The sequence below is a fragment of the Pseudomonas sp. GM24 genome, from assembly GCF_000282235.1.
Taxonomy (GTDB): Bacteria; Pseudomonadota; Gammaproteobacteria; order Pseudomonadales; family Pseudomonadaceae; genus Aquipseudomonas.
Window position 1 is genome coordinate 1 of sequence record NZ_AKJR01000170.1, and the last position, 7,644, is coordinate 7,644.

8 protein-coding genes are annotated in these 7,644 nt (G+C 53.8%); 3 read left to right on the forward strand and 5 right to left on the reverse strand.

All coding sequences use genetic code 11. From position 1 onward, the window contains the following. Positions 1 to 19: 19 nt before the first annotated feature. From PMI23_RS18895 to PMI23_RS18905, 3 genes are read right to left on the reverse strand one after another with little or no spacing between them, the layout of a single operon-like run. The gene (locus PMI23_RS18895) at positions 20 to 1,234 is read right to left on the reverse strand and encodes an MFS transporter (RefSeq protein ID WP_007919039.1); all 1,215 of its coding nucleotides are present in this window, start codon (positions 1,232 to 1,234) and stop codon (positions 20 to 22) included. A 19-nt stretch (positions 1,235 to 1,253) separates the two neighbouring features. Further along, the gene (locus PMI23_RS18900) at positions 1,254 to 2,213 is read right to left on the reverse strand and encodes a diiron oxygenase (RefSeq protein ID WP_238539544.1); all 960 of its coding nucleotides are present in this window, start codon (positions 2,211 to 2,213) and stop codon (positions 1,254 to 1,256) included. Then, positions 2,206 to 3,303: a SagB/ThcOx family dehydrogenase gene (locus tag PMI23_RS18905; protein WP_007919042.1), complete on the reverse strand. Its 1,098-nt coding sequence runs from the start codon at positions 3,301 to 3,303 to the stop codon at positions 2,206 to 2,208. The genes PMI23_RS18900 and PMI23_RS18905 overlap by 8 nt, the downstream gene beginning before the upstream one ends. A 758-nt stretch (positions 3,304 to 4,061) precedes the next feature. On the opposite strand from PMI23_RS18905, the gene PMI23_RS18910 reads away from it, so the two are divergent. Both PMI23_RS18910 and PMI23_RS18915 read left to right on the forward strand, forming a co-directional pair. Then, complete coding sequence (locus PMI23_RS18910) at positions 4,062 to 5,171, forward strand: hypothetical protein (protein WP_007919044.1); 1,110 nt, start codon at positions 4,062 to 4,064, stop codon at positions 5,169 to 5,171. A gap of 3 nt (positions 5,172 to 5,174) precedes the next feature. Further along, positions 5,175 to 5,744 carry a LemA family protein gene (locus PMI23_RS18915; protein ID WP_007919045.1) on the forward strand — a complete coding sequence of 190 codons (570 nt, stop codon included), beginning with the start codon at positions 5,175 to 5,177 and terminating at the stop codon, positions 5,742 to 5,744. 111 nt (positions 5,745 to 5,855) lie between these two features. On the opposite strand, the gene PMI23_RS18920 is transcribed toward PMI23_RS18915, so the two are convergent. Next, entirely contained in the window at positions 5,856 to 6,314 is a 459-nt protein-coding gene (locus PMI23_RS18920; protein ID WP_007919048.1) for a winged helix-turn-helix transcriptional regulator, read from the reverse strand. Positions 6,315 to 6,410: 96 nt separating this feature from the next. Between PMI23_RS18920 and PMI23_RS18925 the strand changes: the two genes are divergently transcribed. Further along, a complete protein-coding gene (locus PMI23_RS18925; protein ID WP_007919051.1) occupies positions 6,411 to 7,352 on the forward strand; it encodes an aromatic alcohol reductase in 942 nt (313 codons plus the stop codon). Positions 7,353 to 7,529: 177 nt separating this feature from the next. Here PMI23_RS18925 and PMI23_RS30340 read toward each other — a convergent pair. After that, a partial coding sequence (locus PMI23_RS30340; RefSeq protein ID WP_007950074.1) for a DUF6124 family protein occupies positions 7,530 to 7,644 on the reverse strand: 115 nt, incomplete at its 5' end.

Consider the following 7,644-nt stretch of genomic DNA (forward strand, 5'->3'; position numbering starts at 1 on the left):
CAGGGTTGCCAGCTAGCGGTCACTTGGCAGCAACGCTCTCAAGCGCCGGGTCCTCAGCGACGCCCCATTTGTTGAAACCATAGCCAAGTACCGTTGCGATCAAAATGAACACGGACAGGCTCGCCAGCGGAGGAAAGGGGGCGACGGCGAGCAGCACGCTGACGACGCCAGCCGTCACGAACATGAGGGTGCCGCCCGCCGCCGACGAGGCCCCCGCTTTCTCGCTGAACATCTCCATGGCCCTGGAGGCGGCGGCGGGCCTGACCAGTGTCGTTCCTAGCGTACAGATGATCATTGGGATGGCCACTGTAGCGATAGAGAGCTGGAACTGAATCAACCCCACCATGATCAGGCCGGACAGCCCGGAGATAGCCAATCCCACCTTGATTTGAGTGTCGATCGTCAGTGTTCTGGATAACCGGGTGGCCAATAACCCGCCCACCACATAGGCGCCTCCGTAGGCCAGTAGCACAAATGAGTAACTCAACGAGGACACCCGGAGCGTTTCGAGAAAGATGATGGGAGAAATAGCAATGAATCCAAAATGACAGGAAAAGGCCATAGCCGATGTCATCCACGAATACACGAAAGGTTTATAGCTGAAGATATCCGCATAACGCTTGAGAATTTCCAGCTTTTGCGATCGCGACGTTAGCGACTGATCCGGTAATTTGGGAAAAAACCACAGTGTTTGCCCCAGCAAGATCACAGCCAGCACAGCAAACACGTAGAAACTCCCCTGCCAATTCAGGGCGTACTGCAGATACGTCCCAAACAACGGAGAAAAGGAAATACAAATCCCGCTTAACGACAGCATGTAAATGCGAATCCGCTGCCGGTCTTCAGCCGTGAAGACATCCTGAACAATCGCTTGAGCCAACACAAAACATCCGCACCCTGCGCCCTGCACGACTCGCGCCAAGGCAAACTGCAGTTGCGTGCTGGACAGCAGGCAGCCCGCAATACCCAGCAGTGACACTACCAACCCAAGTTTGAGCATGACAGGCCGGCCATACTTGTCGGACAGCGGCCCTACAACGATCTGAGAGATGGAGAACCCCACCGCAAATGTCGCCACAAAGTAGGTGACTTCATTGACCTTCATTCCAAACGCATCCGCCAGAGCCGGATAAGACGGCAGTAATACATCGAGCGGGAATACGCCAAGTGCGACCATGACCGACAGCAGGAAAAGTGCAGAGGCCTTTGAAGGCGATTTGAGTTTAACGTTCACCGTAGTCTCCCTTTGTCTGTCATTCGATAAGCCCTGCCTCGGCAAAGCGCTTCACGTTCATCGGTTCTTTGAAAAAACCACTGCGTTTCATCGCCGTTATCGTTGCGGTACATCCAGCTCTGGCCCTGGCACGATGAGGCGCGCTGCCTTGCTGCCTTTCATGGATAACCTGCGCGCTGGCGGCATCAACGCCCACCAGCTTCAAGTTCTCGTACAACCATGTTTCATGCAGCCTGAAAAATTCGAAGATGGCTTTAACGATAAAATCCGCCATGAATGTTTTCTGAGCGTCCGAAGCACCCTGCCAAACAATGGTAAAAAGATGCGAAAAATAAAGTGAGTGCTTGAGTTCATCCTCAAGATGGTCACGCAGCATCCGGTAGACGGGCGTATAAACCGTTGACCTGGAGATCTTCAGGAATTCTTTGGTAATCACAGTTTCAGAAACAAATCCAACAACAAACCAAGCCAATTCGGTATGGGCAGGCTCTACCGAGTTAACAAGCGCCCGGATGTTCTGCACGCGTTCCGAGGTAATTTCCCGATTGGCAATTCCATAAATAGCGCTGACTTGATTGGCGACATCTGCCGACATCACCGCATGATAGGCCTCATCGGCATATAACTTGAGCCCTGTGAGTTTCAACTCTGGAGACAAACCCAAACCGATTCGATCATGAGCAATGGTTGTGATCGAGCGATTGACAATGCGGGTCTCTAACTCAGTTGTGTAGTCGAGGAACATCACCAGATATCTTGCCAATATCGCCTGCCTGACGGCGTCGCCATGGCAATGAACAGCCTCATCAGCCAACCAGGGAGTTGCCGTCGGCACAAACCAGTCTTTGTGCTGTTCGCCGCCCTGCGCCCAACCCGACAGGTCATAGGCGTTAGGCCGCGAACGCACGATGGCGGCCTCGTTCCAGTCCAAGAAGACCATCAACGCATCGCTGTCGATTGAGCACTCTTGCTTAATCATTTTCTCGTGCGCCTCCGCTGGCATGCAGCGCTTCCAAAGCCACCGGCATGTCCCTGCCGGTGCTAACCCCGGCACCGACAAACAACAAAGGAGCTGACTGATGGGAATCGCCCAGAATCGGCTCCAGACAAGCCTCATCAATAGCGGCAGAGACCCAAGTCCCAAGGCCCAAGGCAGTTGAAACAAGCTGCACGGTCTGGGAAATATGACCGGCGTCCAGCAGCGCGACGCGATAGGCCCTTGAGTGCGGATACTTCCACCATAGCCGGTCAAACTGGCACGTCAGAAAAATACCGAACGGAATATCTTCCGCGAAAAATTGGCCGTTGAGTGCATGACCCAAGCTGAAATCGTCATCGGTTTTTATGGATTCCAACTGGTGTTCGACAGGATTGTAGTAATAGAACCCAGGCGGGATCTGCGCGACATTGTTGATGTAAACATATCCCTCAATGGCATTGAGTCCGCCACCTGATGGGCTACTTCTGCGATGCCGAAGTTCATCAGGGCACAGCTGGCTAGTCGCAAGACTGCGGGAAGGAAGATACGCCAGCGAATAATAAAGAATCAATTCTATCTGCTGCTTCGTGAGCGCCACAGGAAGGAACTCCCTGACGCTGCGGCGCTTTGACAAGGTACTTTGCAAGTCATAATTCTGAGTAGTGACCGGTCGTGTTAGAGCAATACAGTGCCCTGTATCTTTACCCTTACTCTCATGCCTTAACCTCGGCACTGGAACAGTAAAGGCTTCGTCACATGCCGATTGGTAGGCTATCGCCCATTCATCGACACTTTCCGGTCGCGCCGCATAGTCGATCTTGCTGGTGCCAACGTGAAAGATGCGGGAAAGATCATCCCAGCCCCATTCCATTGCGGGAAATCCGCTCTCTGACACTACCCCGGCGGCCAGCAATTCCTGGTCGATCGAATCTTGTGTATCCGGCTCTACGTCTGGGTTTTGGCTGAGATGCAGTAAACGACAAAGATACTGAGGAGAGATGGAATATTGCTTGTGTGCCTGGTAGTCCCATAGCACCAATTGCTTATTCTTGATCAGAAAAAAAATATTATCACTAATATAGGATGGCACTTCTCTCGTCCTTGAGACTGGTAAAAACAAAAAGCCCGGAAGAACTTCTTCCGGGCCCTGACATCACTTGACGGTGGTTTTAACCGGACCTGCTGCTTGAGTCCAGTTAGCCAGGGTTTTCGATTCGAGATTAATAACAGTCATGACACTCTCCTTATCTTCAATGAAGCCGAACCATTCGGCGAAGTGAGATTTAAACAAATAAAAACAGCTGTCAAGAATGAAGATCAAAAAAACTTTTTGCGCTTAACTTGGTGCGTAACTGTTATACAACCGCACCGGGATAGTGCTACGAAAGTCTCCGACTCCGGCCAGTTCGATCATTGTCCGACAATTTAAGTGCGCCATTGCAGCGCACACTTTCAAAGCATATGAATCGCCCTGAATTTCATAAACGCCGCTTTGCCTGAACTGACATCGACCAAATGACAGAATGGCGTGCGGCTGGATTGCGTCTTTATCAATCGGTCGCCGAGGTAACTGTCATCACAACGCCCGACGCACGGACAGGGGCCACAGACTACTGCCTGCCGAATGCTCGACCATTTCCAGAGACACGTATCCGCCACAAGCGGTCAGCGCATGACAATGGTATCGTCCACTCCTTTTCAATGTTTCTGACAGATTATGAATAGAGCCAAATCCTCAAACCGGACCATTGCTCCCGCACCAGGCATCCCTGAATCCGAAGTGAGGCCAGGACACCATCGCTATGCTTTTGTGAGTTTTCGACCTTGCTCTCGCTGAAGGATGTCTACATGCCCAACGCATCGCAGAACGCGCGACTCACTGAGTTGCTGACGGTGAGCGAAGCCAGTATTGACAGGGCTGAATCCAATGCCGACCTCCTGAACGTGATCCATGAGTTCGCCTTGTACAACGGCCCGCTCGAATTCGATCGCACACGCGCATGGTGGTGTTTCGGCACCGGCCTGTTATTGCTTGCGAGCGCTGTGGCCCTTTATTGGATTGGGAACATCCATAGCGTCGCTCTGTTCTTTTACCGGTTGGAAATTGATCCCGACTCGTTCGGCATGGGTACTGGTTTTCTCGGCATCGTGATTGCCGTTTGGAGTCTGACATGGATGAAATCCAAATCTGATCGGTTGCCGTCGCTCAGTAAAAGAATTGCTCGACTGTCATCCTACTTCCACAACGGACTGACTTTCCTGAGAGAAGACTCAGCCGCAACCCTCAAAGAGCTGGACACGGAATTTGGTGATTACCGTCGCGGCGACTACAGCCGCAAGTTGGTCGAGTCGATACAGGGTGAATTTACCGGCACGTTGCGCAACCTCCCTTTCACGTACCGCCAGCTGCACTATGTCAACCGACGCGAGGTGCATACCACGGTTACCGACGAAAAGGGCAATACCAAAACCGAGACTCGAGTGGTTTATGACCACTACGATCGCTACAGTTTGGTCATCGACTTTCCATGGGTCACCGGAATATCGGTCAGATCTGATTACCAGTCCCAGAACGACTATTCGCATCCCATGGACACGGCTTCTCCGGATTTCAATAAAGCGTTCCGTTTGACCGGTCGCAGCGAGATGCTTTGTGCGAAATTCATCAAGCCTTCGACGGTGCTCCACTTGCTGAAGCTGTTCGACATCCTCCATCGTCCGAACCTGGAGTTCTCCGACAGTGGAGAGCTCTGCCTAAGTTTTGAGAGCAACGACCTGTTCGCGTTCGGTGCCCAGTATTCGCTGGCTTCGCCCAACAATTTTTACGAAGAAATTTCTGCCGGTATCGAACTGCCGCGTCTGATGTCTGCGCTCCAATGGAGCCATGCACTCAGTGAGCTGCACGATGACAACTTTACCTTTACCGCCACTCCCCCAAAACAACGCCAAGAGAAGTAAGCCATGGACATTGCACTCATCCTCTCCGCTGTTATCGCTGTCGTCATAATCGTAGCGGGCTTCAGCATTTATAACGGCATTATCGGGGGACACAACCGAGTACAACGTGCATGGTCGGACGTCCTCGTTTACGAACGCCAGAAGACCAAAGTTCTCGACCAGCTGCAAAAAGTGCTCGCAGATTTCATGGTCTATGAGGCCCGCCTCCTGGAAAAGATCACCGGCCTTCGCAGCGCGGTCAACGCCCTGCCTGCGGGCGCCAATGGCAATGCCCTCACGACCGTTGAAACCGCCACCCGGGAGCTGATAGGTGGCCTACGCATCGCTTTCGAGGCCTACCCTGACCTGAAAGCATCAGAAGCGGCAAACAACATGATGCGTGAAATTGCCGAACAGCAAGAGAACGTCGGCGCAGCCATCACCATCTACAACCGCAACGTCGAACTGTTCAACAACGCCATCGAGATGTTCCCCGGCTCGGTCATCAATGGCCTGTTCAACAAGAAAACTCGCGTCACGCCTTTCACCGATACCGAAGCTTCACAGAGTTTCTCTTACACCCCGAATATCTAACCTGCGTTAAGCAATCGACCATCACCCGTGAGGGTGGTGGTCGATCACCTGCCTTCTTGAATAGATTCGCCGCTGATTTCTCGGGCGCGAACCATTCAATGACACGAGCGTTCAATCGGCCCCTTCTGAATCAACCAGCCCCACCACCGGAACTTGCCAAGCAGGCTTTTTCCCGCTCTGACCATCAAACACACGACGCGCCTCGCGAAAATCATCCACGTGCTCCACAACCCAAGTCCAAATCGGCGACATGCGAACCAACAGCTCCATACCCAACGCCGTCAGCTCGTACTCGACATGGGGCGGCACTTGATCCAACTCCCGCCGTATCAGCAAACCATCGCGTTCCAGCGCACGCAGCGTCTTGGTCAACATGCGCTGAGTCACGCCCGTCATTTGCCGTTTGATCTCGGCATGACGCATCGTGCCGTACACACCCAGGGCATGCAGGATACCCAGTGACCAGCGGCTGCCGGCGTGCGCCAGGACTTCGCGCCGCACGCCATCATCGTCTCGTCTTAGCGTCTGGCAGATCGCTTCTGCCTGGCTAATGATTTCCTCATCGGTCATGTGTCCCCCTGGTATCACGCGTGTGCCTTCTTCTGAGCGCTGCGCAATCGTGCCAGCATCGCCAAATCATACAGACGACGTATCTCAGGAGACATCATGACCGAAGCGACCCACCCTTCCCCACAATCCATTCTCGTACTCGGCGCCGGCGAACTCGGCCTGCCGGTGCTGCGTAACCTTGCGCGGATAGCCAAGCGCTCGCCCGGCAGCACCATCAGCGTCCTGCTCAGGGATTCGACCATCAACACACAAGTCCCCGAGAAAAAACTGGAAGTCGATGAACTGCGCAGTCTGGGCATCCAGCTAGTCGCTGCAGACTTGGTTAACGACTCCATCGATAAATTGGCCGAAGTGTTCGCAGCATTCGACACCGTCATAGGCTGCGCAGGCATGGTCGCGGGCCGTGAAACGCCAATGAAACTGGCGACAGCCGCGCTCAAGTCCGGCGTAAAGCGCTATTTCCCCTGGCAGTTTGGCGTCGATTTCGAAGTGATTGGCCGGGGCAGCCCGCAGGACTTGTTCGATGCGCAACTCGACGTGCGCGAGTTGCTCCGCGCCCAGGATAAAACCGAGTGGGTGATCATCTCGACCGGCATGTTCACCAGTTTTCTGTTCGAGCCGGTCTTTGAAGTCGTCGACTTTGAGAACGACGCCATCAACGCCTTGGGCAGCCTGGAAACCAGCGTGACGCTCACGACACCCGAGGACATCGGTAAGCTGACAGCGGACATCGTTTTCTTCGAACCGCGCTTTCGCAATGAGATCGTCTACCTATCTGGCGACACGGTGACCTATGGACAAGTGGCGAGCCTGCTTGAACGTGTGCTGGGGCGTCCGTTCAAACGTAACGTCTGGACGGTTCCGTACCTGATGCAGGAACTGGAAAAAGACCCCACTCACCACATCAAAAAATACCGCGCCGTATTTGCCCAAGGCAGAGGCGTGTCGTGGCCGAAAGCGGGGACTTTCAACGAGCGGCAATCGATTCAGGTGACTACGGCTGAACAGTGGGCTTGGGACAACCTGGCAGTCGATTGACGCAAAGGAAGCAACCCACTCGCAGGTACAGATAAGCGTACATCGTCTCAACATTTATCGCGGCTGAAGAGCAAGTCCGCTCCCACCTTGGAACACACTCAAAGGTAGGAGCGAGCCTGCTCGCGAAGGCGCCAGAATTAACACCTGATCAATCACCAAGTGATCCCGCCCCCCGCATCACTCCGGCAACTGCAAATTATCCAACGCCCGATTCACCGCCAACTCCCCGAGCATGATCAACTGCGCAATCCCCGCCAGCGCATGGCGCTGCGATGCCGGCAACAGGCTGGAG

Excerpts from the sequence above, each read along its gene's own strand:
- PMI23_RS18925 (WP_007919051.1), top strand. The coding sequence starts at position 6,411 with ATGACCGAAGCGACCCACCCTTCCCCACAATCCATTCTCGTACTCGGC.
- PMI23_RS18920 (WP_007919048.1), bottom strand. The coding sequence starts at position 6,314 with ATGACCGATGAGGAAATCATTAGCCAGGCAGAAGCGATCTGCCAGACG.
- PMI23_RS18910 (WP_007919044.1), top strand. The coding sequence starts at position 4,062 with ATGCCCAACGCATCGCAGAACGCGCGACTCACTGAGTTGCTGACGGTG.
- PMI23_RS18900 (WP_238539544.1), bottom strand. The coding sequence starts at position 2,213 with ATGATTAAGCAAGAGTGCTCAATCGACAGCGATGCGTTGATGGTCTTC.
- PMI23_RS18915 (WP_007919045.1), top strand. The coding sequence starts at position 5,175 with ATGGACATTGCACTCATCCTCTCCGCTGTTATCGCTGTCGTCATAATC.